Origin of the sequence: Collinsella sp. SGI.095, from assembly GCF_050314535.1 — a bacterium.
Taxonomy (GTDB): domain Bacteria; phylum Actinomycetota; class Coriobacteriia; order Coriobacteriales; family Coriobacteriaceae; genus Collinsella.
The window spans coordinates 1-22,421 of record NZ_JBNPNG010000010.1; the positions used below are offsets into that span (position 1 = coordinate 1).

At 60.3% G+C, this 22,421-nt stretch carries 23 protein-coding genes; 9 read left to right on the forward strand and 14 right to left on the reverse strand.

The window, feature by feature from the left end:
- From ACQRCA_RS05185 to trxA, 12 genes are all read right to left on the reverse strand, one after another.
- Window positions 1-227 (reverse strand): hypothetical protein (locus tag ACQRCA_RS05185; RefSeq protein ID WP_427719270.1); only part of this gene is annotated, 227 nt, incomplete at its 3' end.
- 263 nt (window positions 228-490) lie between these two features.
- Window positions 491-1,306, reverse strand: coding sequence for an Ltp family lipoprotein (locus tag ACQRCA_RS05190; protein ID WP_427719272.1), 816 nt, complete (start codon window positions 1,304-1,306; stop codon window positions 491-493).
- 257 nt (window positions 1,307-1,563) lie between these two features.
- Entirely contained in the window at window positions 1,564-2,244 is a 681-nt protein-coding gene (locus tag ACQRCA_RS05195) for a zinc-ribbon domain-containing protein (protein WP_427719274.1), read from the reverse strand.
- 577 nt (window positions 2,245-2,821) lie between these two features.
- The gene (locus ACQRCA_RS05200) at window positions 2,822-3,646 is read right to left on the reverse strand and encodes a tetratricopeptide repeat protein (RefSeq protein WP_427719276.1); all 825 of its coding nucleotides are present in this window, start codon (window positions 3,644-3,646) and stop codon (window positions 2,822-2,824) included.
- A 602-nt stretch (window positions 3,647-4,248) separates the two neighbouring features.
- Complete coding sequence (locus ACQRCA_RS05205) at window positions 4,249-4,917, reverse strand: HAD family hydrolase (RefSeq protein ID WP_427719279.1); 669 nt, start codon at window positions 4,915-4,917, stop codon at window positions 4,249-4,251.
- 124 nt (window positions 4,918-5,041) lie between these two features.
- On the reverse strand, window positions 5,042-6,076 hold the full coding sequence (hypE, locus tag ACQRCA_RS05210; RefSeq protein WP_427719282.1) for a hydrogenase expression/formation protein HypE: 1,035 nt from the start codon (window positions 6,074-6,076) through the stop codon (window positions 5,042-5,044).
- Window positions 6,077-6,157: 81 nt separating this feature from the next.
- On the reverse strand, window positions 6,158-7,273 hold the full coding sequence (hypD, locus tag ACQRCA_RS05215) for a hydrogenase formation protein HypD (protein ID WP_427719284.1): 1,116 nt from the start codon (window positions 7,271-7,273) through the stop codon (window positions 6,158-6,160).
- Window positions 7,273-7,533 carry a HypC/HybG/HupF family hydrogenase formation chaperone gene (locus tag ACQRCA_RS05220; RefSeq protein ID WP_154518167.1) on the reverse strand — a complete coding sequence of 87 codons (261 nt, stop codon included), beginning with the start codon at window positions 7,531-7,533 and terminating at the stop codon, window positions 7,273-7,275. Before ACQRCA_RS05220 ends, hypD begins: the two co-directional genes overlap by 1 nt.
- Before the next feature lie 134 nt (window positions 7,534-7,667).
- Window positions 7,668-10,325: a carbamoyltransferase HypF gene (gene hypF, locus ACQRCA_RS05225; protein ID WP_427719288.1), complete on the reverse strand. Its 2,658-nt coding sequence runs from the start codon at window positions 10,323-10,325 to the stop codon at window positions 7,668-7,670.
- Between the two features lie 117 nt (window positions 10,326-10,442).
- Window positions 10,443-10,931, reverse strand: a complete 489-nt coding sequence (gene nikR / locus ACQRCA_RS05230) for a nickel-responsive transcriptional regulator NikR (RefSeq protein WP_427719291.1) — start codon at window positions 10,929-10,931, stop codon at window positions 10,443-10,445.
- A 1-nt stretch (window position 10,932) separates the two neighbouring features.
- Entirely contained in the window at window positions 10,933-11,181 is a 249-nt protein-coding gene (locus ACQRCA_RS05235) for a hypothetical protein (RefSeq protein ID WP_006235225.1), read from the reverse strand.
- A 219-nt stretch (window positions 11,182-11,400) separates the two neighbouring features.
- Window positions 11,401-11,721: a thioredoxin gene (gene trxA, locus ACQRCA_RS05240; RefSeq protein WP_427719294.1), complete on the reverse strand. Its 321-nt coding sequence runs from the start codon at window positions 11,719-11,721 to the stop codon at window positions 11,401-11,403.
- A gap of 136 nt (window positions 11,722-11,857) precedes the next feature.
- Here trxA and ACQRCA_RS05245 point away from each other — a divergent pair, with 136 nt between their 5' ends.
- Window positions 11,858-12,433: a hypothetical protein gene (locus tag ACQRCA_RS05245; RefSeq protein WP_427719297.1), complete on the forward strand. Its 576-nt coding sequence runs from the start codon at window positions 11,858-11,860 to the stop codon at window positions 12,431-12,433.
- 60 nt (window positions 12,434-12,493) lie between these two features.
- Here the strand turns inward: ACQRCA_RS05245 and ACQRCA_RS05250 are convergent, their stop codons facing one another.
- The gene (locus ACQRCA_RS05250; protein WP_427719298.1) at window positions 12,494-12,634 is read right to left on the reverse strand and encodes a hypothetical protein; all 141 of its coding nucleotides are present in this window, start codon (window positions 12,632-12,634) and stop codon (window positions 12,494-12,496) included.
- A 194-nt stretch (window positions 12,635-12,828) separates the two neighbouring features.
- On the opposite strand from ACQRCA_RS05250, the gene nadA reads away from it, so the two are divergent.
- From nadA to ACQRCA_RS05270, 4 genes are read left to right on the forward strand one after another with little or no spacing between them, the layout of a single operon-like run.
- The gene (gene nadA, locus ACQRCA_RS05255; protein ID WP_154518146.1) at window positions 12,829-13,854 is read left to right on the forward strand and encodes a quinolinate synthase NadA; all 1,026 of its coding nucleotides are present in this window, start codon (window positions 12,829-12,831) and stop codon (window positions 13,852-13,854) included.
- A gap of 56 nt (window positions 13,855-13,910) precedes the next feature.
- Window positions 13,911-15,287 carry an L-aspartate oxidase gene (locus ACQRCA_RS05260; RefSeq protein WP_427719299.1) on the forward strand — a complete coding sequence of 459 codons (1,377 nt, stop codon included), beginning with the start codon at window positions 13,911-13,913 and terminating at the stop codon, window positions 15,285-15,287.
- Window positions 15,288-15,290: 3 nt separating this feature from the next.
- The gene (gene nadC / locus ACQRCA_RS05265) at window positions 15,291-16,151 is read left to right on the forward strand and encodes a carboxylating nicotinate-nucleotide diphosphorylase (protein WP_427719300.1); all 861 of its coding nucleotides are present in this window, start codon (window positions 15,291-15,293) and stop codon (window positions 16,149-16,151) included.
- Complete coding sequence (locus ACQRCA_RS05270; RefSeq protein WP_427719302.1) at window positions 16,151-16,696, forward strand: transcription repressor NadR; 546 nt, start codon at window positions 16,151-16,153, stop codon at window positions 16,694-16,696. Before nadC ends, ACQRCA_RS05270 begins: the two co-directional genes overlap by 1 nt.
- 242 nt (window positions 16,697-16,938) lie before the next feature.
- On the opposite strand, the gene ACQRCA_RS05275 is transcribed toward ACQRCA_RS05270, so the two are convergent.
- Complete coding sequence (locus ACQRCA_RS05275; protein WP_158564522.1) at window positions 16,939-17,190, reverse strand: indolepyruvate ferredoxin oxidoreductase subunit alpha; 252 nt, start codon at window positions 17,188-17,190, stop codon at window positions 16,939-16,941.
- A 590-nt stretch (window positions 17,191-17,780) separates the two neighbouring features.
- On the opposite strand from ACQRCA_RS05275, the gene dnaK reads away from it, so the two are divergent.
- The 4 genes from dnaK (at window position 17,781) to ACQRCA_RS05295 (ending at window position 22,080) form a co-directional block, all read left to right on the forward strand.
- Entirely contained in the window at window positions 17,781-19,673 is a 1,893-nt protein-coding gene (gene dnaK / locus ACQRCA_RS05280; RefSeq protein ID WP_154518137.1) for a molecular chaperone DnaK, read from the forward strand.
- Window positions 19,674-19,675: 2 nt separating this feature from the next.
- Entirely contained in the window at window positions 19,676-20,518 is an 843-nt protein-coding gene (locus ACQRCA_RS05285) for a nucleotide exchange factor GrpE (protein ID WP_427719304.1), read from the forward strand.
- Window positions 20,519-20,625: 107 nt separating this feature from the next.
- Window positions 20,626-21,591 carry a DnaJ C-terminal domain-containing protein gene (locus ACQRCA_RS05290; protein WP_154518131.1) on the forward strand — a complete coding sequence of 322 codons (966 nt, stop codon included), beginning with the start codon at window positions 20,626-20,628 and terminating at the stop codon, window positions 21,589-21,591.
- Between the two features lie 72 nt (window positions 21,592-21,663).
- The gene (locus ACQRCA_RS05295; protein WP_427719306.1) at window positions 21,664-22,080 is read left to right on the forward strand and encodes a heat shock protein transcriptional repressor HspR; all 417 of its coding nucleotides are present in this window, start codon (window positions 21,664-21,666) and stop codon (window positions 22,078-22,080) included.
- The last annotated feature ends 341 nt before the right edge of the window (window positions 22,081-22,421 follow it).

The window sequence follows — 22,421 nt, forward strand, 5'->3', positions numbered from 1 at the left end:
GTCTGACCAACGGAAAACTGTTTCTTGATTTGCGCAAGCTGCTCTTCCGCGTGTTCTAGATCGCTGGTGTCCACGAGCTTCTTCTGGCTTAAGCTTAAGGCGTCGTATGCTTCTCGGGTATCGGAGATTGCCTTTTCCTTATCGAGCGAGACCTCCCCAATGGCTTTAATCTCATCGTCGACACTTCGGGCCATGAGCTCATCGAGCTTTTTCTCCGCAGCTTTCAATTTGTCCCGGTTTTCAACCTTATTTTTTGGTTTTCATCCAGCTGATCAAAGGCGTCCGAGGCTGTTTCGATTGTTGCGGCCGTCTGCAAAGAGACATCATCGATTTTTGAAATCAGCTCAATGACATGCTGCGTTTCTTCATCTGGTCCGCCAATTGAACAGCCCCCCCATGAGCAGCGCGAGTGGAAGTGAAATGCATAGGGCTCCGATGAGCCAGTATTTTTTTGCAGCTGTTGTCATCTAATTCTCTCCTTGTTGATTCGTTAATAACCGACCTTCGATAGGCCATAAGATATTTGGCTTGAAGTAAACCCTTCGAATTCGAGTTGGCTGTAGAGCTCGGAGCGTGACATGCTCATCGAATCCAAATAACGCTGGGCCTTTTCGGCGCATTGCTCATTCCAGTCTGCGCCGCAATGCTCCAGTGCGTAGCTGATTTCATCTGCTTCAAACCCCTCGAACTCAAGCTGGTCGCGTAAGCCAGATTCCGAGAAGCCTCCAACTGTGTCGAGATAGGATTTTGCCTTCCCTAGTGCGTTGCGCTCTCCCATAGTTGCCGAGGAACTATTCGAAAAATTGTCGGTGCCCGAATGCCCTTTAGCGGAGCCGGAATCCAATTGCGACCAAGGATGATTTTGGACCGTGGATTTATCTTTACAAAAGGTCAAGATAAAGTTGGGGTCTTCGTTGAATATAAGGGATACGAGCGAATCATTTTCGATGGGATCGTCGTATGCAAAGAGCGTTGCAGGGGTCATGCCCTCATCGAAGTCAAAGGTACACGTGTATGTTGTAATTCCGTTTTGCTTTCCTGCTTTGGTGACCGTGCATTTGTACGGACCGTCGTCATCATCGGAGAAAATGAGGATGCCACTGCCATCGGCGTCGACGCTTAGCGTTGTGCCGCTGAAGTCACCCCAGACTAAATCATCGGCTCCGGTCGTGGTCATTCCTGCTGCATACCAGGTGCCGACACACCATTCGTCAGCAAGAGGGCCTATTTGTTGGCTGGAAGCCGATTTGAGGCGCGGTGGTTTTTGCGTACCGCCGAATGCGGCGACGGCGATTGCTATCGCCACGAAGATCGCGAGGGCAATGATGATATTTCGTTTTGTGTGACCAGATTGCTTAACGGGTCCGCTTACGCCTGCGGTGGGCTCAGGATTAATCGATGTCGATGGGGCTTGTGAATTGTGCTCGCATGTCGAAACAGTTTTGTTGTTGCAATCGGAGCTAGTTGTTTGATGGGAATTGTTAACGGGAGCTCCGCAGTTTTCGCAATACGCAAGATTCTTAGTAAGTTTATGGCCGCAGCTTGGACAAAACATGGCTTCTGCTACGCCTGCTTCTTGGCGAATAGGCGTTCGGCAGAGAGGACCGAGGTCAACACACCAAGGGAACAAATGATTGCTCCGCATGCGCGTATTATTAGGTTCAGACCTTGCTCTATGCCCAGCGCAATGCTATTGAGCTCTGAAAGAATATCTGCTGTTACACCGTACTGCTCAGTATAGAAATCTGCACCAAAAGTAATCGAACTGACGCTTTGGGCTGAAATGGAGACATGAGCCCCTCCGATTATGCTCATGCCGACAAAAAGGAAAACAATACCAAGAACGATTCCCGCACGACAGGCAATCTCATGCTTATTTATCTTTTGGGTAATATCGCTCAAAGCACTGCCCTCGACCTTGTCCATGAGTGTTTTAGGGGCAATCGGCTTTTGATTGTCTGAATTATTATTGGTCTGGCATGTCGCCGTATCATTGGTGTCGGTTGGTCTGGTTGATTGCTCGGTCTTCATGGCGCCTTCGGGAATCTTTTGAGCTTCCTCTTCGACAACCGCTTCAGTTTTAACGCTCGCGGCTGGATTATCAAGATGATTGGCCGTCTGTTCGCCAAGATTGTTCACTGCGCAACCGTTGACGTTTGGAGCTGGCGCTTCTTTTCCGCAGTCCAAGCAGAATCGCTGCGAATCCTTTAGTTCCGCACCACAATTGGGGCAAGTTTTAGTCATGCTGCTTCCTTTCATGGGCATGGTTGTTGTTCAATTTGGGCAGGTGGCCCTAGGCCGCTTTCGCTTAGTTTTTGCTGTCTTTAGCGAGTGCGGCGTCAAGCTCGCTCTCGGTGATGGGGTCCCATAGAGTGACTTCATCATCAGGAGAGGTGATTTCAAGGACATCGTCCTGGATCTTTACGGTGGACTCAGTTGAATTTGCGGTCAACTTCGCCTCGTCACGGCCGGTTGCCTCCCAAGAGAATTCAGCTTCTTGACTCGGTTCCCCCGATTGAAATACGTGCATGATGCCGGTGCCGTCTGATTTGAATTCAGAGACAATTCGCATTTTGAAGGCGTGCGCAACATCAGCAGAAATTCCGTCTGCTTCAGACAGTTCGTAATACCCGACAAGAGCCTTTGCGGTTGCTGTCTTTTCGTCAAATAGGGCGCAACCTGAAGTGAAGACAGCGGATGCGGAAAGAGCGGTGCATGCGATCGCCTTAACGAACGGTCATCGTTCGATAAAGGGGCTCTCTGGGTTGGACATGATTGAATTCTCCTTTTATGAGGGTGTTGGGTTTTTTGACGCGATTTGCTATTGAGACTTTCCGTTGATGGACTCGTAGAGAACTGTGTCATTGGATTCGAGTAGGACGGTGCAGGTGATGCCGTCGAGGCCATGGTCTCGACCGATTGCCTGAAAATCACGGCTAAGTCCATCCATTCCGTCTGTGATCGAACGAATTGCTTCCTTAACGTTTTGATCATTGCTGTCCCACGCTTCGGACAGTTTTCCTGTTGGGTCTGAGACGGTGAATGTATATGAGAGATCATCTAAATTGTCATCGTAATAACCCTCAACGTCGGGGAGTTCTTCCCAGAGAGTTTCCATGACGCTGTATGCCGCATCGTAGGCGTCATCGACGAAGTTGCCCCATTCATCTTCAGTCTTCTGCTGGAGTGCTAGCCGCTCGGCTTCTGCTAGACGAGTTTTCGAATCTTTATAGGACTTGGCTTTCTGATAATAGCCGGTAGCTTCTTCATATTCCTTGTCTTCGAATAGCTCGTTGGCACGCAGATAGCAGGCCTTTTCGTAGCATGCTTTGCTTTCTTGAGTCTTATCGGTCATTTTTTCAATCGTGTCAATTGCGTCTTGGTAGTCGCCATTTTCCAAGAACGCCATTCCTCGACATAGTGTCGCCTGGCTTGGAGCGTCTTTGTAATGGGTTTCGCTAAACAATTGCTCTGCAAGTGCGTAATTGCCTTCATCGAAAGCAGCTTGAGCTTGAGAGTATTTGACTCGGGGGATAATGACAGCGAAAACGATTGCCAACACTGCAATGGCGCTGACCGCCGCGATGACGATGGCCTTAACGGGCGCTTTTTTATGCGAGTTCTCGGGCGTGATCTCTGGTTCCATCGTTTCGTCCTTTCGATTTGATAAAGGTTGGACGAAACCTAGGGTAGCAGCGAGGTCGTTCAATTTGTTGAGCAACAAATTGAACGGTTCTTTAGATGGTTTAAGCGGCTAAACCAAGCTAAGCGATGTGATTTGAGACGACATAGCAAGGTTGTCTAGCTAAGCATAATAAGATTTTAATTACCTAAGGGTGCTTTTCGTTCAAGTTGCCATTTCGTTAGAATCAAAGAAAAGTGGCTGCGAATCGGACGAGATAGACGACATTCCCGTTACCCGTCCAGGATCAGCACATGCGGGCCTAACCCTTCCTGCTCCAAAGAGGACCGAGTGACCAGAAGGTCTGCCCTTTCCTCTTTTACAGGCCAGTTCGACCTTTTGCATCGAATGCTTGGGAAAATGCGGCCCAGTTTTTGGCCGAATATTGGGTTGCGGTTTCCGGATGGGGTGGGTTGCGGAAAGTGCGACCCGGAATATTGCTCCAAAACGGGATGTCGTTTCCCCGACGCGCCTCAAACGGAAAGTGCATCCCATTCCGGAGCCCCAAAACGGGATGCCGTTTCCGCGTGGAAGAATTGTCGCAGCTACGTTAAGCAGCGGCTTCGCTACTCGCCCAGCACCAGCGCTGCAAGTTCGTCCTGGGTGTCCACCACGTAGTCGGCGCCGGCGGCTTCCAGCTCTGCGCGGCCGCGGAAGCCCCAGCTGACGCCTGCGCTCTTAAGACCGGCGTTGTGGCCGGTCAGGATATCGACATTGGAATCGCCCACATAGAGCGTGGTCGCCGGGTCGGCGCCCAGCTCTTCCATCACATGCAGCGTGACGGGTGCCTCGGGCTTAGGCGGAAACGCATCGACACGGCCCTGTACCAGCGCAAAGCGGTCGGGACCAAAGTACTTCTCGATAAGCGGGGCCGCCGAGACGTGGTCCTTGTTAGTGAGCACGGCAAGCTGCACACCCGCGGCACGCAAGCGGTCGAGCATCTCGATCGTGCCGGCATAGGGGGCGGTGTGGTCCTCCTTGTGCTCGCCGTAATAAGCCCTAAACTCGGCAAGCGTCTGCTCAAACATACGGCCGTCGCCCGCGTACTCGGCGGGCATAAAGCGCTCAACCAGCTTGAGCATGCCGTTTCCTACCTTGTAGCGATACTCGTCAACGGCAAACGTGGGCCAGCCGTGCGCCTCGCAGGTATGGTTGCCGGCGGCTGCCAGGTCCTCGAGCGTGTTGAGGATGGTGCCGTCCAGATCGAAGATCACATGGGAAAAAGCTGCTGCCATGAAAGCTCCCGTCATTGGGTTTCAAAACGCACCCCATAATACTGGGCTTACGCGTTGGGTGTGCTTGGAATCTGAACATCTCCAGGGATATCAGGTGACATCACGCCGACCGTGCGATTCCGCCCTAGCAAATTCTCGGCAGCTGCTCTCCCACGAGCATGTCGAGGATGCGGGTAGAGCCCCAGCCGGTGCGCACGCGCACGGCGGGACGGGCGTCCGATCCAAGCGGCAGCACGCGGCCGATGATCGCGGCATTCTCGCCGTAGCGGGCGGCGCGCATAGCGCTCAGCGCGGCATCGGCTTGCTCGGCCGGCACGACGGCAACCATCTTGCCCTCGTTTGCCACCTGCAGCACATCGTAGCCGAGCATTTCGCAGGCGGCCTGCACGTCGGGACGCACGGGCACGGCATCCTCGTCGATCTCCATGGCAACACCGCTGGCCTGGGCAAACTCGTTGAGTGTGGATGCCAGGCCACCGCGCGTGGGGTCGCGAAAGCAACGCGTGCCGGGCGCTGCGGCCAAAACGTCGGCAATCAGGTGGTTGAGCGGCGCGGCATCGCTTTCGATCGTGCTCGAAAATGCCAGGCCCTCGCGTTGGCTCATGATGGCGATCCCGTGGTCGCCCAGTGTGCCTGACACCAGGATAACGTCGCCGGGGCGGCAGTTGGCGCCGCTGAGCGCCACGCCCGTGGGAACCTCGCCCACGCCGGCGGTATTGATGTAGACGCCGTCGGCCCCGCCGCGCTCAACAACTTTGGTGTCGCCGGTGATGATCGCTACGCCCGCCTCGCGCGCCGTCTCGGCCATGGTCTGCACAATCTGGCGGAGCTTATCCATGGGATAGCCCTCTTCGAGGATAAAGCCGCACGATAGGTAGCGCACGTTGGCGCCCGAGGTCGCGACATCGTTGACGGTTCCGCACACGGCGAGGCGACCGATATTGCCACCGGGGAAGAACTGCGGCGAGACTACAAAGCTGTCGGTCGACATGGCGATGCGCCCGCTCGCGGGCAGCGCGGCGACGCCGGCGTCGTTGCCTTCGAGCAACTCGGGCGTCCCAAAGGCATCCAAAAAGACCTCATCGATGATGCGTTTCATCATCTGACCGCCGGAGCCATGGCCCAAAAGGACGGTACTATCGGTGATGCTATGGGACATATCCAAAACTCCAATCGTGGGTGGAATTATATGGGTGGCGCGCAGCGTCGACCAGTCCGCCGCTCGTTAGAACGGCGGAACCTAATAGTCGCGATAACGGTAGTACGCCGTGCAGCTGCCTTCGGAGCTCACCATGCACGGGCCGACGGGGTGCTCGGGCGTGCAGGTGCGGCCAAAGAGCGGGCAGCTGCTCGGCGTAATGGCCCCGCGCAGTACGTCACCGCAGCGGCACCCACGCGGCTCGACCGTCGCCTCAACGGGCACGTCAAAGCGGGTACGGGCATCAAAGCGCGAGAACTCGGGGCGGATGGAAAGGCCCGAGTTGGCAATTGGCCCCAGCCCGCGCCATGTGGTGACGCATGGCTCAAACACCTGCTCGACCAGCTGTCGCGCCACGGGGTTGCCGCCTGTGTTGACGCCACGGCGGTAGGCGTTGTCGATCGCGGGCCTGCCCTCGACAACCATCTGGACCAGCATGCAGATGCCCTGCAGGATGTCGACCGGTTCAAATCCCGTGACCACGCCCGGGGTATCGAACTCGTCGACCAAAAAGCTAAAGGGCGCCAAGCCCGTGATGGTGGCGACGTGGCCCGGCAGGATAAAGCCGTCGATGGCGGTCTCGGGATCGTTGGCGATGGCGCGCAACGCCGGCGGCGTGGTCTTGTGGGCGCAATAGACCGAAAAGTTCAAAAGCCCGCGCGTCTCGGCCTCCAAGATGGCAGCGGCGATGGTGGGCGTCGTAGTCTCAAAGCCCACGCCCATAAAAATGACCGGACGATCGGGGTTTTGCTCGGCAATGTCGAGCGCATCGAGCGGGGAGTAGACGATGCGGATATCGCGCCCTGCCGCCTTTTGCGCTGCGAGCGAGGTGGACGATCCGGGCACGCGCATCATGTCGCCAAAGGTGGTGATGATGGCGCCGTCTATGTTGGCGAGCGCGATCGCGTGGTCGATGTCACGGTTGGCGGTAACGCAGACGGGGCAACCCGGGCCGCTCAGCAGCTTGAGACCCGCCGGCATAATGGAGCGAAAGCAATAGCGACCGATGCTCACGGTGTGCGTGCCGCAGACTTCCATAAGGTTGATGGTGCGGTCGCCGACGAGTTCACGGATGCGTTCGATGAGCTCGCGAGCCAGCTTGGGGTCGCGAAATGCCGAAAAGTCGATACCGGAGCGCGCCGGCTGTCCGGCCGCCACTAGTATGCCTCGGCCGGGTTGCTGGCCAGTTGGTCTTCTTCGGCCAGTTCGGTCATGGCGTTAACGAGCTCGAGCGTTTCTTGCGCTTCCTGCTCGTCGACGATCTGGATGCCAAAGCCGGCGTGCACGAGAATATAGTCGCCAACCTGCGCCGTCGGCACGAGTCGTAGCGACACGGGGCGCTCGATGCCCATCATGTCGACGGTGGCCTTGAGGCCGTCGTCGCGTTTGACTACTTTACCGGGGACGGCAAGGCACATATTGTTCCCCTTTTAGACGCTTTGCGCTGGATGGGCGCTCAATAATCCATCAGTTGATGGTAGCGCTCGCGGGGTTCGCGGGCAAACGCGTTACGCCTGTGAGACGGCTGGGCACAGCGGCGTGCGAGAGCGAGCTACTGCGATGCGATTTGCGCAAGACGAGCGCTTGCGACCGCCGCCTGACCGTAGGCGATGCAGCCGTCATTGACGGGCACGGTATGCGGGATAAGGACAGTAAGACCTGCGCTTTTGAGCTCGCGGGTGAGGAGCTGGAGCAGAAGTCGGTTCATGAACACGCCGCCCGAGAGCGCGACGGTGTCGATGCCCTCGCACGCGCAGATCTCGCTGGCGATGCGTGCCGAGGAGCGCGCGACGGCGACATGGAAGTCGAGTGCGAGCCTGTCGGCGGGCACACCGGCTCTGGTTCCCTCCAAAAGCGCCGCAAAAAGTGAGCTGGGGCCCAGGACGAGAGACCTGCTCGAGGTTGCTTGGACAGTTAGTTCAGATTTGTACTTTTTAGAGTGGTAATGGGTGGTATAGATCGTCTGCGAGGACCCCGAATGGGTTGATTTGGGGTATCCGGCGGGCGAATTAACCGCAAATGAGGTGCCTGGAGAGCCCTCTTCGGGGTAATCTGAGCCAAAACCGTTGGTTAGAGGGTCTGTTTTTAATACAAATCTGAACAAACTGTCCAGTCGCAATGGGTCAGATGCGGAACAGCCGTCTTTATCGCCGGGAACATGGGTAATTTTGCTGCCGAGCGCGCGCCAGGCGGCGGCTTCGAGTTCGATGGCGGGCTCGCCTTCGTAGGTTGCCTGCCCGCAAATGCCCAAAACTGCAGCGGCGGCGTCAAAGAGACGCCCCATACTGCTCGTGCGTGGGCTGTTGATGTTCCGCTCGATCATCGTTGCCGTCACGCTGCGTGTTTGCTCGTCTAGGCCGTCCAAGAGCCGCTCGGCCCCCGGATGTTCAAGCAGGCCGAGCTCACTGAGCAGAGCAAAGGCGTTGCGGCGGGCGTCGTGCACGGAGGCCGCCCCGCCGGGGAGCGTCCAGGTGCGCAAATGCGCGGCGCGCTCAAAGCCGCCAAGGCTGGCAACAAGAAACTCGCCGCCCCAAATGGTCCCATCGGTGCCGGCGCCGGTGCCGTCAAAGGCGATGCCAAGGACGCGCGCGTCGGTTGTAAGCTGGCCCGCGGCGATAGCCTCGGCCATTACGCTCGCGATATGCGCATGATGGTGCTGGACTTCGATAAGCGGCAGATTGCATTTTCGTGCCTGCTCGCGCGCCCACTGGCTCGATAGATAGCTGGGGTGTAGATCGCAGGCCAAGGCGGCGGGCGCCAAGTCAAAGAGATCTTCCAAGCGCGTGCGCGCGGCGTTCCAGGCATCGAAAGTTGCGCCGTTTTCGATATCGCCGATATGCTGCGACACAAAACAGGTCGTATGACCGTCCGAGTCCATGCGAGTGAGCGCAATCGTGGCTTTTTGTTGCGGCCCACAGGCGAGTACGCAGGGCGTGGTGCCGTCGAGCGCCGGCAACGGCAGCGGCTGGGGTGCATATCCGCGAGCGCGGCGAACGGGCATAACGGCGCCGTTCACCGCGCGCACCACAGAGTCGTCGTAGCGCGAGAGAATCGCACGGTCGTTGCCAAGTAGCGCGTCAGCGATGCCGGCGGCAACAAGGTGCTCCCATGCAAGGGTATCATCGGTCTCGATAGGTTCCTCGCTCAGGTTTCCGCTGGTCATGACGAGCGCGTGCATGCCGCGGGCTTCTGCCGCGGCAAGCAACAGATGCTGAAGCGGGGTGTAGGGGAGCATAACGCCAAGCTCAGGAAGGTTGTGCGCGACGGACGGTGCGAGCGCGTTGGGGGAGCCGCCGCTCTCGCAAACGGCACGTCGGCGCAGCAGCACGATGGGGCGAATGCTGCCGGCCAGCAGGCCGCGCTCAACGTCGTTGACATGGCACAGGCGTTCAGTATCGGCAAGGCCGCGCACCATAACGGCAAGCGGCTTGTTGCTGCGGCGCTTGCGACGGCGCAGCTCGGCTACCGTCTTCTCGTTGGAGGCGTCGCATACCAAGTGAAATCCGCCCAGACCCTTGATGGCGACGATACCGCCGTTGGCCAGCAGCTCAACACAGCGGTCGATAATGGCGTCGCTGGTCTTACGCGTGGTGCCGACGGTCAGCGACGCGGCGGCTTCGCCGGCCTCGCGCCACGTAATGTGCGGCCCGCAATCAAAGCAGGCATCGGGCTGCGCGTGAAACCGCCGGTCAAGCGGGTCGCCATACTCTGCGGCACAGGTGGGGCACATAGGAAAGCAATCCATCGAGGTGGCCGCTCGGTCATAGGGCAGCGACCGGATGATGGTAAAGCGCGGTCCGCAGTTGGTGCAGTTGATAAAGGGATAGTGAAAGCGTCGGTCGGCGGGATCGAACAGCTCGTGCAGGCAGTCGTCGCACGTGGCGATGTCGGGCGAGACGAGCGTCGTGTGGGCGGTTTGATCCTGCGATGCCACAATGCGAAAGCCCCGCTCGTTGGCGGCTTCCCAGTCGCCGGGCGCTAGGTCCATAACCTCGACATGCTCCACACGAGCTGCCGCAGGCGTATGCTCGGAAAGCGCGGCGACAAATTCGTCGAGCGCCTCGCTTAGGGCGTGCGCCTCGATATGCACGCCATCGCCCGCGTTAAGCACCCAGCCGCAAATGCCATGCGCCATGGCCTCGCGATACACAAATGGCCGCATGCCAACGCCCTGCACAATGCCCGTCACATGAATATGCACATGCCGCATGCGACCCTCCTTCATCGAGACCTGCCAAAAAGGGACAGGTTTATTTTGGTCGGTAAAACGTTAAACCTGCCAAAATAAACCTGTCCCTTTTTGGCAGGTGCGCCGCGCAAAGACCCGCTACAGCCCCAGGCTCTGCTCGGTGGCGGCGCAGGTGAGCTCGCCGTGTTTAACGCCGCGCAGGCCCAGCAGGCGGTCAGCCAGCTCGTAGACACGCTCGCCGCGACCCTTGAGCGCCAGAATTTCCAGGCAGTTGTGGTGGTCCAGATGCACGTGCATGGTCGAGACAATCTCGTCGGTGTAGTCGTGCTGCACCTCGTCCAGACGGCGCGTCAGATCGCCGGTATGGTGGTCATAGATCATGGTGAGCGACCCGATGACCTGCTCGTCGGGCGTGCGCATCTGCTCCTTGGCAATGGAGGCGCGAATCAGGTCGCGCACGGCCTCGGAGCGGTTGGCAACGTCGCCGCGGCGCGCGATTTGCTCGTCAAAGCGGCGCAACAGGTCGTCGGGAGCGGTGACCGAAAAACGGACCAGCTCGGAGGCGGAGCCGCTGCAACGGCAGCCCACGTCGCCGGTCGGCCCGTGCGGATGCTCGTGCTCGGCCACGCTACACCAGCTTTACGGAGCCAACGGAGTTATGGTCGGCCTCGATGGCCTCCTCGTAGCCCTCGAGCGCATCGTGCGCCTCGTGGAGCGCCGCCATGGCGGCCTCGAGCTTGGCGCCAATGCGCTCCATGTCAAAGTTCTCGGTTGCATGCAGCAGCTGATGGCTCCACTCGTGGGCGAGCTCAATGGTGTCGTCGACCTGCTTGACGCTCATGGCAAGCTGGCTCATGTTCATTCCGACGTCATGCATGGGAATCTCCTTTTGTACGGGTCTAATCAGTGGTTCAGATTCTACTACGCCCGCTTTACGCATCGCCGCATAAGAAAACGGGTGCGAGTCCGTCTGACCCGCACCCGTTCACTGGGGGCTGTTTGTGATTACCATACTATCCGTGGTCGCGGGCGCAACACCCGGCTCTCCGGCGAGCGGCACAAAACCACTCATGGACGGCAACACATGACCGGCGTATTACAGGTGCTTCTCCAGCAGCGCCTGCAGCCTGGCCTTGGGCAGCGCACCGACGGAGCGGTCGATTTCCTCACCGTTCTTAAAGACAATCAGCGTGGGGATGCTCATAACGCCAAACTTCATGGCCAGGTCCTGATTGTCGTCGACGTTGCATTTGGCGACGGTAATCTTGCCGGCCAGCTCGTCGGCCACTTCGTCAACAATGGGCGAGAGCGAACGGCAGGGACCGCACCACGGTGCCCAAAAATCAACCAGCACGGGAAGGCTGCCGTTAACGACGGAATCGAAATTCTCGGGGGTAATCTGCTTAATGTCAGCCATGGTGACCTCCATAGTGCGACGCGGCTCGGCCGCGTAAAACTCAGTACGACCGTGCTTATACCCAACGGCCCGCAATGCAACCACTCGCGGGCGGCTCTTTTATATAATGGTGGGCATGCAAACGATTGGAGAGCGCATGCCCACGTCACAAAGCCAGAAAAAAGAAGCCATCGCCCAGGCGGCCGAGCAGGAGCTCGCATCGCTCGCGGGTCGCGGCGTGCGTATCGCGGGCAACGCGTGCTCGCCGATTGTGCTGGTAAAAGGTGATTTAGACGATGCCGAGCGTGCAGGTGGCGAGTTGGCTGCCGGTCCAGACGGCGCCGCGTTGCGTAAGGCGCTCGGCGCCATCGGTTACGCGCCCGAGGATTTCTGCGTGCTGGCAAGTGTTGCCGGCGCGGGCGACGGGGCGGTTGCGGCAGGCGAGGACCTGCCGTGCGAGCTGTTCCGCGAGGCGCTCGAGGCCTTGGACCCCGAGGCGGTCCTGCTGCTGGACGATCGCGCGGCCGATACCATGCGCGAGACCTACGCAGACATGCTCGTGGCGATCGACGACTTTGATACCGCCATGCTCAAGCCCGGCTTGGTCGCCCACGTGCAGGGTCGTCGCGTACTCGCGCTCGACGGCTTTGAGGCCGCGCTGACCGACAAGGCCGCCAAGCAGCGCATGTGGGCCTACATCAAGCAGCTGACCCCGGCCGCCGCACCGCTGTAGCGGACTGGCGCCGGCAAGGCGGTCCTGATGGGTCGAGCGCGGCGCCGACTTGTCGCGCCCTTACATCACTGCGCGAAACTCAAACCGATCGCCGTGAATGCGAAACTGGCAGTTGCCGTTCATGCGCTCGACGGCAAGCTTAATGCTCCTGGTTCCAAAGCCGTGTCCGGTGTGCTCGGCCACGGGCATGCCGTCGACCATGCGCGGCGGCCGTCCAAAGATGCCTCCTGCGCTATCGAGAGCTCGACTGTCCTCAGCTTGCCAGTTCGAAAATGGACCCGCCCCAAGATTGAATCTTTATTCCAACTTTACACCTGGCTTTACAGCTGTCTTGTCAGCTGTAAAGCCAGGTGTCATACTAAAGCCCCAAGATTCGCCAAAAGAGAGGGGCCTTGATGGCACAGAGCGCGAACATGGATGCATCGGAGCTTGCACGCGATATCGCGGCCGGCCTGGCATCGGCAACGACGGCAACGGAGCGCGCGGCACTGGTGCCCGCAGAGCTCGTCGAGGCCATTCATCAGCTAAAAACCCAACGTGACGCAGTGATCCTGGCGCACTATTATGTGGCGCCCGAGGTTCAAGCTGTGGCCGATTTCGTCGGCGACAGCTTCTACCTGGCAAAGCTCGCCAAGAGCCTGCCGCAGCAGACTATCGTGCTGTGCGGCGTGGAGTTTATGGGCGAGAGCGCCAAGCTGCTCAATCCCACCAAGACCGTGCTGCTGCCCGAGCCGGGCGCGGACTGTCCCATGGCGCACATGGTCAAGCACGAGACGGTCGACGCGGCGCGCGCCGAATATGGCGACGACCTGGCCGTGGTGTGTTACGTCAACTCGACGGTCGAGATCAAGAGCTGGAGTGACGTGTGCGTTACCAGCTCTAACGCCGTCAAGATCGTCTCCGAGCTGCCGCAGCAGCACATCTTGTTCATTCCCGACCAGAACCTGGGCCGCTTTGTGGCCGAGCAGGTGCCCCAAAAGCACGTCATCCTCAACAACGGCTACTGCCCGCGCCATCACATCATCACCGTCGAGCAGATCGTCGACGCACAGGAGGCGCACCCCGACGCTCTCGTGCTGGCGCACCCCGAGTGCAAGGCCGACGTCCTGGCCGAGGCTGACTACATCGGCTCCACTGCCGGCATCATCAAGTATGCCGAGGAGTCGGACGCGAGCGAGTTTATCATCGTGACGGTCCGCGGCGTGCTCTACGAGCTCGAGCGCCGCTGTCAGGGCACCGGCAAAAAGTTCTACTTCCCCGCGGTGCAGCCCACCTGCGTCAACATGGATCTCATCACGCTCGAAAAGCTCGTGCGCTGCCTGGAGACGGGCGAGGGCGAGGTGCAGATCGGCGTGTCGGATGAAGCCGCCGACCAGGCCAAGCTCACGCTCGACCGCATGCTCGAATACGCGGCGCGCTAGAACGATGTGACATGAGGGACCACCCCTTATGCCACATTACAAGGGAGAGGATTCCTGTGGAAACCAAACAATGCCCCGACACGGAGTGCGACGTCGTCATTGCCGGTTGCGGCGTGGCGGGCCTATACGCGGCCCTCAATCTGCCGACGAGCACGCGCGTGATCATGCTCTCCAAGGGCGCTGTCGACGAGTGCGATTCGATGCTCGCGCAGGGCGGTATCTGCGTGCTTCCCGAAGGCTCTGACTACGACGCCTTCTTTGAGGACACTATGCACGCCGGCCACTACGATAACCGCCGCGAGAGCGTCGACATCATGATCCGCTCGAGCCGCTCGGTCATCAACGACCTGCTGGCCATGGGCGTGGACTTTGAGCGCAAGGCCGACGGCAGCCTCGACTTTACCCGCGAGGGTGCGCACAGCCGCCCGCGCATCGCCTTCCATGCCGACATTACGGGCAAGGAGATCACGACCAAGCTCCTCCAGGCCGTTCGCAAGCTGGATAACGTGCAGATTTTGGAGCACGTGGCCATGACCGACATCCTGACGGGCGAGCGTGATGGCGCCACGGCGTGCCTCGGCGTCGTCGCCGTTCCCGTGGACGAGGACAACTCGGTTCGCCCCGCCGACGAGCTGGCAAATGCCGCCGAGGGCGTGCATGCCGGCGAGCCGTTTAAAATCCATGCCCGCCACACGCTGTGGGCGACAGGCGGCATCGGCGGTGTATACGACCACTCGACCAACTACCCGCAGCTCACGGGCGATGCCTGCTACATCGCCCAGGAGCATGGCATTAAGATGGAGCACCTGGACTACGTGCAGATTCACCCCACGGGACTGTTCTCGCCGCAGCCGGGCCGCACCTTCCTGATCAGCGAGAGCTGCCGCGGCGAGGGCGCGATTTTGCTTAACGCCGCCGGCGAGCGCTTTACCGATGAGCTTCAGCCGCGCGATGTGGTCGCCGCCGCCATCCGCGAGCAGATGAAGCAGGATGGTACCGAGCACGAGTGGCTGAGTTTTGCCCCCGTTGAGCGCGACGTGGTAACCGGACACTTTGCCAACATTCGCGCACGCTGCCTGGAGGACGGCCGCGACATCTTGGACGAGCCCATTCCCGTCACACCCACGCAGCACTACTTTATGGGCGGCGTGTGGGTCGACAAGGACGGCCGCACCTCGATGCCCGAGCTCTACGCCGCCGGCGAGACGGCCTGCAACGGCGTTCACGGCAAGAACCGCCTTGCATCAAACAGCCTGCTCGAGGCGCTGGTCTGGGGTCGTCGCGCCGCGTGGCACATGCGTACCGGCCAGTCGCTCGCCGTGGAGCAGGCGGGCGAGCCCGCGCTCGATGGCCGTCATCGCGCCCTGAGCGCCGACACCCTGGCAATCGATGATTTGGCCCGTGCCGCCGGCACGCAGGCCGTGGAGGAGTAGACCATGAACCCCATTACCATGAAGCTCGTCGTCGATGATCTGATTCTGCAGGCTCTGCGCGAGGACATTACGTTTGAGGACGTGAGCACGGCGAGCGTGTGCCCCACGGCGCGTCCCGCCACGGTGGAGCTCATCGCCAAGGCCGATGGCATCATCGCGGGCCTGGATGTGTTCGCTCGTACCTTTGAGCTGCTGGATTCGCAGAGCTCGGTGCTGTTTGATGTTGCCGATGGCGACGAGGTGCACGCCGGCGACCATGTGGGCCAGGTGCGCGGCGATGCGCGCGTGCTGCTTTCGGGCGAGCGCGTGGCGCTCAACTACCTGCAGCGCATGAGCGGTATCGCTACTTATACGCACCAGATGGCTGCGGCGCTCGAGGGCACCAAGACCGTGCTCGTCGACACGCGCAAGACCACCCCGGGTATGCGCGTCTTCGAGAAGGCCGCGGTCGAGATCGGCGGCGGCAGCAACCACCGCTACAACCTGTCGACGGCCGTCATGCTCAAGGACAACCACATCGACGCCGCCGGTGGCGTGACGCGTGCGATCGAGATGGCGCGCGCCCATGCATCGTTTACCGCGACGGTCGAGATCGAGTGCGAGAACCTGGACATGGTGCGCGAGGCCGTGGAGGCCGGCGCCGACATCATCATGCTCGACAACATGACCCACGATGACATGGCTGCCGCGATTGAGCTTATTGCCGGTCGCGCCAAGACCGAGTGTTCGGGCAACGTGGATGCCAGCAATATCCGTGCGCTTGCCGACCTGGGCGTTGACTTTATTAGCTCGGGGGCGTTGACGCACTCTGCGCCGATTCTCGACCTCTCGCTTAAGCACCTGCGTCTGCTGGACGGTAAATAATGGACGCCCGCGAGCGTCGCCGTGCCATTATGGGCGTGCTCGAGCGAGCCAAAGACCCCGTCTCCGGCAGTACGCTTGCTCGCGAGGTGGGTGTGAGCCGCCAGGTTGTCGTGCAAGACATCGCCCTGCTGCGCGCCGATGGGCACGATATCGTGGCGACCAATCGCGGCTACGTGCTGCAGGAGGCCCCCAGCAGCCCCGCCGTGCCCACGCGCCTGGTCAAGGTTCGCCATAGCGTGGAGCAGACAGGCGATGAGCTCACGAGTATCGTCGACGCCGGAGGCGCCGTGCTCAACGTAATCGTCAACCACCGCGTGTACGGTAAGATCACGGCCGACCTGGACATCCGCAATCGTCGCGATGTTGAGCGCTACCTGCACGATATCGAGAGCGGCAAGAGCTTTCCACTACTAACGGTGACGAGCGGCTATCACTTCCATCGCATCGCGGCAGAGGATGAGCAAGCCCTCGACGAGATCGAGGCTATGCTCAAGGAGAAGGGCTATCTGGCAGACCTGATGCCCTACGAAGACGATCTGTCGTAGCCGACGCTGCAAACGCCCCTAAGCGGCAATCTGACGTTCAATCGTCGGTCGCGTACAAAAGTACGCTTCCCTCCTCTTTCACGTCACCTTGCTCGCTTGGGGGCGTTTTCGCTGACTTATGCTCAACCTGCGACGGTGCCAAATTAGCTATCCGCACAAAAAAGAGGCCTTCGCGGCGATGCGGAGGCCTCCTTTTTGTTTGTGCACGGTGTACTTTTGAGTGTGTGCAGGTGGAAGAGCTGTTACTCCTCGACGATCTCGGTGATCGCGCCGGCGGGGCAAGCGTCCTGGCAAGCGCCACAGGCGACGCAGGAGTCCTCGTCAGCAACGGTAGCGACGTCCTGGAGCTCCAGAACGCCAGCGGGGCAGGAGTCGACGCAAACGCCACAAGCGATGCACTCGTCGGCATCAATTACGGGATGAGCCATGGTAGTTTCCTCTCTGTTGACCGACGCTACAGGCGATGCGCGCCGGTTTGATTCGGGCAAAAACATACCACGTGAGCGACCGTTTGCAATACCCTCTGGCCGGCATCTTCATACCATTCGCCGAGTATGCCAAGGCTTACTAAGAAACGCACAGGTGAGACTGGTGAGCTGTGCAGATGTTAGCTAAAGGTGACTCGAATTATTGAGCAATTGAGTGGGCTTTCGGAAAGCGCATCCCGTTATCTGGTCGAAAAACGGGTCGCAGTTTCCGGTTGGGCCCGCTAGCGGAAACTGCGACCCGGTATCAGCTCTCAAAACGGGATATGGTTTCCGGTTGAGCCTTCAGACGGAAACTACGACCCGGAATCCACGCTCAAACCGGGACGAGCTTTCCGTAAAGCAGCCCCAGGCGCCCCCGGCCCAAACCTCAGCCATCTCTACATAGATCTCGATAGATTTGCCGAGAACTCAATCAGCGCATCTACCTGCGCATTCGAGAACCTAAACTCTAAATGATAAGAAATCTTATATGAATTGACTTAGATTTTGTATATTCCGGTCCATAAGGGGATACACTACATCCTGAAAGACAAGCCGAAAGACCGCTTGGCAGACCGCCGAGTCGGTGCAAACGCACAAGAGAGAGGGAATTTCTAATGGGCAAGATTCTTGGTATCGACCTTGGTACTACTAACTCCGCAATGGCTGTTCTCGAGGGCGGTTCTCCGACCATCATCGTGAACGCCGAGGGCGACCGCACCACCCCGTCTGTCGTGGGCTTCCGTGCCGACGGCGACCGCGTCGTGGGCAAGGCCGCTAAGAACCAGGCGGTCACCAACCCCAAGAACACCGTGTTCTCCATCAAGCGCTTCATGGGCCGCAAGTACTCCGAGTGCACCTCCGAGCTCAAGACCGTGCCGTATGAGGTCAAGGAGGGCCAGGGTGGCCGTGCCGTCGTCGACATCGAGGGCAAGGAATACACCGCCGAGCAGGTGAGCGCCATGACGCTCGCAAAGATGAAGGCCGACGCCGAGAAGTATCTGGGCGAGACCGTCACCGACGCCGTCATCACCGTCCCGGCCTACTTCAACGACGCCCAGCGTCAGGCCACCAAGGACGCCGGTAAGATCGCCGGCCTCAACGTTAAGCGTATCGTCAACGAGCCGACCGCTGCCGCTTTGGCCTATGGCCTGGACAAGCAGGGCTCCGACCAGCGCATCCTGGTCTTCGACCTGGGCGGCGGTACCTTCGACGTCTCCATCCTCGACCTCGCCGACGGCGTGTTTGAGGTTCTGTCCACCTCGGGCGACAACCACCTGGGCGGCGACGACTGGGATCAGCGCGTCATCGACTGGATGGCCGATAAGTTCCAGCAGGAGAACGGTGTCGACTTGCGTCAGGACCCCATGGCCCTGCAGCGTCTGAAGGAGGCCGCCGAGAACGCCAAGAAGGAGCTCTCCGCCGCCCAGCAGTCCACTATCAACCTGCCGTTCATCACCATGAACCAGTCCGGCCCGCTGCACCTCAACTACACGCTGACCCGCGCCGAGTTCGAGAAGATCACCCGCGACCTGCTCGAGCGCTGCAAGCAGCCTGTCACCAACGCCCTGCGCGACGCTAACCTTAAGCTCTCCGATCTGACCGAGGTCATCCTCGTCGGCGGCTCCACCCGTATGCCCGCCGTCCAGGAGCTCGTCAAGACCATGACCGGCAAGCAGCCCAACATGTCCGTAAACCCCGACGAGGTCGTTGCCGACGGCGCTGCCGTCCAGGGCGGCGTGCTCACCGGCGACGTCGAGGGCATCCTGCTGCTCGACGTTACCCCGCTGTCGCTGGGCGTCGAGACCATGGGCGGCATCATGACCAAGATGATCGACCGCAACACCACGATTCCGACCTCCAAGACCGAGGTCTACTCCACCGCTGCCGACAACCAGACCAGCGTCGAGATCAACGTGCTCCAGGGCGAGCGCGAACTTGCCCGCGACAACAAGTCGCTCGGTAAGTTCCAGCTGACCGGTATCCCGGCTGCCCGCCGCGGCGTGCCGCAGATCGAGGTCACCTTCGACATCGACGCCAACGGCATCGTCAAGGTCTCCGCTAAGGACAAGGGCACCGGCAAGGAGCAGCAGATCACCATCTCCGGCTCCACCGCTCTGTCCGACGAAGAAGTCGATCGTATGGTCAAGGACGCCGAGGCTCATGCCGAGGAGGACAAGAAGCAGAAGGAAGAGGTCGAGGTCCGCAACCAGACCGACAGCCTGTGCTACTCCACCGAGCAGACCCTCAACGAGCTGGGCGACAAGGTTTCCGCCGACGTGAAGTCCAAGGCCGAGGCCGCTATCGCCGATGCCAAGAAGGCGCTCGAGGGCTCTGACGTCGAGGCCATCAAGGCCGCTGGCGAGTCCCTGCAGTCCGTGGCCTACGAGCTGGCTCAGGTTGTCTACGCCGACGCTCAGCAGCAGACCGACGGTGCCGCCGGCGCCCAGCCTGCCGACGATGACGTCGTCGACGCCGACTACGAGGTTGTGGACGACGAGGACAAGTAATCATGTCCGCCCGTAAAGCTCGCACGGAGGCGGCTGCCGTTGGAGCCGCCCCCGTTGACTCTGAGGAGAAGGACGTGAAGATTCCCGTAGAGGCCATCGACGATACCGAGGCCAACGAGGCCGAGGCCGCCGAGGCTGTCGAGAACCAGGTAGAGGATTCCAACAAGGAGGCGACGATGACCGAGGACGAGATGGTGGAAGCCGCTATCCGCGCCGGTGAGGAAGCCGCCGACAACGACTTTAAGCTCAAGTTCGAGCAGGCCCAGAAGGAGCTTGCCGACGTGCGCAACGAGCTCGATGCTGCGGCAGAGGCTCAGAAGGCTGCCGAGGACAAGGCGAAGGACGCCACCGAGCGCACCGCCCGTCTGCAGGCCGACTGGGAGAACTTCCGTCGCCGCACCGCCAACGAGCGTATCGCCGAGCGTGAGCGCGCGACAGAGAAGCTCGTCACTGCGCTGCTGCCGGTGGTCGACGATATCGAGCGTGCGATCGACCATGCCCGCAGCCAAGAGCTTGCCGACGACTTTAAGCAGTTCGTCGACGGCGTCGACGCGGTGCATGCCAAGCTACTCGATGTGTTTGCGCACGAGGGCGTTGAGCCCATCGACCCCAAGGGCGAGGCGTTCGATCCGCTCGAGCACCAGGCTGTGGGTCGCGTCGAGGACTCGTCGCAGTACGACGAGACCGTCAACGACGTGTACCAGAAGGGCTACCGCATGGCGGACCGCATCCTGCGTTCCGCGATGGTGACGGTGACCTACGGTGGCGAAAAGCGCCCCACACCGGAGCCCGAAGCGGCGCCCGAGGATGCTGCGGCCGATACGGCCGAGAGCACCGAGGAGTAATTGAGAAGGGCCCCGGGGCAACACCCGGGGCCCTTTCTGGCCTAGTGCCATATGAAAGCATGAACCGCCGCCCGCTGGGCGACGGATAAAACAGGAGAGGAGCTACGATGGCTGCAGGCAAAACCTTCTATGACATCCTGGGCGTATCCAAGAGCGCCTCCGACAAAGAGATCAAGAGCGCGTTTCGCAAGCTCGCGCAAAAATATCACCCCGACGCCGGCGGCGACGAGGCCAAGTTCAAGGAGATCAGCGAGGCCTACGAGACGCTTTCGGACGAGAAGAAGCGCAAAGAGTACGACCAGATGCTCATGTTTGGCGGCATGCCGGGCGCAGGCGGCGCGTATGGCGGCGGCTACGGTGCCGGCGCGGGTGCCAGCGGCTGGGGCGACATCTTCGACAGCATCTTTAGCGGCAACGGCGCCTGGGGCAGCGATTGGGGCTCGGGCTTTGCCGGGGCTGCGGGCGCTGCCGGTGCCGGCGCGGGTCGCAGCCGCGCTCGCAAGGGCGGCGACCTGTCGCTGACCGTCGATGTGACGGCCGAGGACGCGTTTCGCGGCGTGACGCACAAGGTCACCTATCGCATTCCCTCGACAGGCGAGCAGCAGACCATTACGGTCTCGGTGCCCGCGGGCGCGGTCGACGGCGGCAAGCTACGCTACAAGCGTCGCGGCGAGTATGGCGTCGCCGGCGGCGAGCGCGGCGACCTGGTCGTGACCACGCATGTGGAGGAGCACCCGCTGTTTAAGCGCAAAGGCGCCGACGTGACCATGGAGGTACCGGTCTCGGTCTACGAGGCGGCGCTCGGCTGCACGGTGGATGTGCCCACGCCCGGCGGTGCGACGGTCCGTTTGAAAGTGCCTGCGGGTACCCAGACGGGCAAGAAGTTCCGCTTTAAGGAGATGGGGGCGCCCGACGTTAAGCACCGTGGCCGTACGGGCGCGCTGCTCGTCGAGATCAAGGTGCAGGTTCCCACGAACCTATCCGATGACGAGCGCGATGCCATGACCAAGCTGCGCGAGGCCGACACGCGCGACTACCGCGAGAAAGTTAACCGTTACAAGGCGACGTTCTAGGGCGGTCGCGGTGCACGCCCACGCCCGCGGGCTTATGATGGACGATAACGAGACGGAAAGGGGTCAGGTAGCATGGCCGAGGACAATAGGAACAAACCGCTGTACATGATCAGCGTGGCGGCCGAGCTGACCGGCATGCATCCGCAGACTCTGCGCGTCTACGAGTCCAAGGGTCTGGTGAACCCCCAGCGCTCGGGCGGCAACACGCGCCTGTATTCGCGTGCCGATATCGAGCGCCTGGAGCTCATCAACCAGCTGACCGACGAGGGCATCAACCTTGCCGGCGTGGTGCGCATCCTCGATATGAAGGAGCGTGCCGAGGAGCGCGAGCGCGAGAACGAAAAGCTCCGCGCCCGCATGCGCCAGCTCGAGGACGAGCTGCACGAGTACAAGATGCAGAAGAAGATCACCTCCCTGGCCCCGCGCGATGGCTCGGTTAATCCCGAACAGGTCATGCGCAAGCTGCTGGGCGCCGGCGGGGATCTCTAGGTTCCGCCGTTCTAACGAACGGCGGACCGGTCGACGCTGCGCGCCGCCCAGAGCGACAATTTGTCATTCAAAAGGCAAGGCATGACCAGAAGGTCTATGCCTTGCCTTTTTCATGCCAACTTGTTCGCTCTGGACGTCGCTCGCTGTCCGTCCTCTACCTGCGGCGTTGCCTTGCTCCGGATGCAGTAGTCGTTGGTAGTCATTGGGGCCCGCTCGCTGTCGTTGCCAAAGCAGCGGCGTTGTTATGGGTAGTCATTGGGGACGTTCTTAAATGACTAGTCGTAAGGGACGCTCTTGCACCAAATCTGCTGACCCACATCGGGCTCGTCCTGTACTTTACC

Excerpts from the sequence above, each read along its gene's own strand:
- ACQRCA_RS05195 (WP_427719274.1), bottom strand. The coding sequence starts at position 2,244 with ATGACTAAAACTTGCCCCAATTGTGGTGCGGAACTAAAGGATTCGCAG.
- ACQRCA_RS05200 (WP_427719276.1), bottom strand. The coding sequence starts at position 3,646 with ATGGAACCAGAGATCACGCCCGAGAACTCGCATAAAAAAGCGCCCGTT.
- ACQRCA_RS05205 (WP_427719279.1), bottom strand. The coding sequence starts at position 4,917 with ATGGCAGCAGCTTTTTCCCATGTGATCTTCGATCTGGACGGCACCATC.
- hypE (WP_427719282.1), bottom strand. The coding sequence starts at position 6,076 with ATGTCCCATAGCATCACCGATAGTACCGTCCTTTTGGGCCATGGCTCC.
- ACQRCA_RS05220 (WP_154518167.1), bottom strand. The coding sequence starts at position 7,533 with ATGTGCCTTGCCGTCCCCGGTAAAGTAGTCAAACGCGACGACGGCCTC.
- hypF (WP_427719288.1), bottom strand. The coding sequence starts at position 10,325 with ATGCGGCATGTGCATATTCATGTGACGGGCATTGTGCAGGGCGTTGGC.
- ACQRCA_RS05235 (WP_006235225.1), bottom strand. The coding sequence starts at position 11,181 with ATGCATGACGTCGGAATGAACATGAGCCAGCTTGCCATGAGCGTCAAG.
- trxA (WP_427719294.1), bottom strand. The coding sequence starts at position 11,721 with ATGGCTGACATTAAGCAGATTACCCCCGAGAATTTCGATTCCGTCGTT.
- ACQRCA_RS05245 (WP_427719297.1), top strand. The coding sequence starts at position 11,858 with ATGCCCACGTCACAAAGCCAGAAAAAAGAAGCCATCGCCCAGGCGGCC.
- ACQRCA_RS05250 (WP_427719298.1), bottom strand. The coding sequence starts at position 12,634 with ATGGTCGACGGCATGCCCGTGGCCGAGCACACCGGACACGGCTTTGGA.
- nadA (WP_154518146.1), top strand. The coding sequence starts at position 12,829 with ATGGCACAGAGCGCGAACATGGATGCATCGGAGCTTGCACGCGATATC.
- nadC (WP_427719300.1), top strand. The coding sequence starts at position 15,291 with ATGAACCCCATTACCATGAAGCTCGTCGTCGATGATCTGATTCTGCAG.
- ACQRCA_RS05270 (WP_427719302.1), top strand. The coding sequence starts at position 16,151 with ATGGACGCCCGCGAGCGTCGCCGTGCCATTATGGGCGTGCTCGAGCGA.
- ACQRCA_RS05275 (WP_158564522.1), bottom strand. The coding sequence starts at position 17,190 with ATGTTTTTGCCCGAATCAAACCGGCGCGCATCGCCTGTAGCGTCGGTC.
- dnaK (WP_154518137.1), top strand. The coding sequence starts at position 17,781 with ATGGGCAAGATTCTTGGTATCGACCTTGGTACTACTAACTCCGCAATG.
- ACQRCA_RS05285 (WP_427719304.1), top strand. The coding sequence starts at position 19,676 with ATGTCCGCCCGTAAAGCTCGCACGGAGGCGGCTGCCGTTGGAGCCGCC.
- ACQRCA_RS05290 (WP_154518131.1), top strand. The coding sequence starts at position 20,626 with ATGGCTGCAGGCAAAACCTTCTATGACATCCTGGGCGTATCCAAGAGC.
- ACQRCA_RS05295 (WP_427719306.1), top strand. The coding sequence starts at position 21,664 with ATGGCCGAGGACAATAGGAACAAACCGCTGTACATGATCAGCGTGGCG.